This is a genomic window from Streptomyces sp. NPDC030820 (assembly GCF_055572075.1).
In genome coordinates this window covers 1-1,394 of record NZ_JBVIEB010000046.1, presented here as the reverse complement: position 1 = coordinate 1,394, position 1,394 = coordinate 1, and the positions used below count along the sequence as shown (strand labels likewise).

Below are 1,394 nucleotides of genomic sequence, written 5' to 3'. Positions count from 1 at the left end.
TTCCGCGAGCACCGGGCCGGTCTCCGGGTTCAGATGACGGAGCAGTCCGAAGCCCAGACCGTCACCGGGAACCGCCCTCAACTGCTCCTTGACCCCCTTCAGTACACGGCCGGCGGCCGGACCACCGGCCCGTACCTCGGCGAAGTCGACACCTCCGGCGTCCAGCCGTACGGGATACACGCTGGTGAACCAGCCGACCGTCCGCGACAGGTCCATGCCCTCGGCCAGCGGCTCACGCCCATGACCCTCGACATCGACCAGCAGCCCGCCCTCCGGGCCGCCGCCCTGCCGCTCTGCGATCGCCGTGGTCAGAGCGGCGAGGAGGACGTCCTCGACACCGGTGTGGAAGGCATTCGGCAGGCGCGTCAAGAGCTCGGAGGTGGCCTCTGGCGGAACCGTCACCGTCAACTGCCGCATGGACGCCGCCACATCCCGTGCCGGATGCACGGGCCCTGACATCGACCATCCGCTGCCGCCGTTCAGGATCCGTGTCCAGGCCGACAACTCACCAGTGCGCCCAGGGCTGTTCGCGTTCTCGGCCGACGTCGACGCCCACTGCCGGAACGACAAACCGACGGGGTCGAGGGCCTCGCCGGGCCGCTCGTACGCAGCCGCGAGGTCCGGCAGCAGGATGCGCCAGGACACCGCGTCGACCGCCAGGTGGTGCGCGACCAGCAGCAGCCGCCCGGGAGTGTCGGGCCCGGCGTCGAACCACACCGCCTGCATCATCACCCCGGCCGACGGAGCCAGCCGCTCCCCGGCCGCCCGCGCCTCCTCACCGGTCAGCCGCTCCAGCTCCGGCCCCGCCAGCCCGGCCGCATCCACGCGCCGGACCCACTCGCCGACCGCGACACCCCCCGGCGGCGGAACCACCAGACGGCCCCGCTCCAGACGCGCCCGCAGCACATCGTGGTGATCCACCAGCTTTCCGAGTGCGCACACCAGCCGATCGACTTCGAGCTGGGCCGGAACACCGACCACCATGGACTGGAAGAACCCGCCCTCCAGAGCCGCGGGGCCGGCCTTCCCGGCCAGGGCATGCATCACGGGCGTGAGGGGAATCTCGCCCACGCCCGAGAGCCCTGCCTCGGACCGGGAGGCGGACGACTCGGAGAGCGGTACGGCTACCAGGGCGAGGGCGGCCGGTGTGCGGTGCTCGAAGACCTGCCGTGCGGTGAAGGAGAGCCCGGCCCGGCGGGCACGGGAGACCAGCAGCATCGACATGATCGAGTCGCCGCCCAGCTCGAAGAACGAGTCCTCCGCCCCCACCCCCTCCAGCCCCAGCACCTCACCGAACAGACCGCACAACAACCCCTCGACCGGGGTCCGCGCCTCACGACCACCACCGGCCGACCCGGCGAAATCAGGAGCCGGCAGCGCGGCACGGTCCAGCT

General features: G+C 72.0%; 1 protein-coding gene. It reads right to left on the bottom strand.

All coding sequences use genetic code 11. The features are described 5' to 3' along the window. Positions 1–1,394: condensation domain-containing protein (locus ACZ418_RS42870; RefSeq protein ID WP_468374311.1), on the bottom strand; the 1,394-nt coding region annotated here is incomplete at both ends.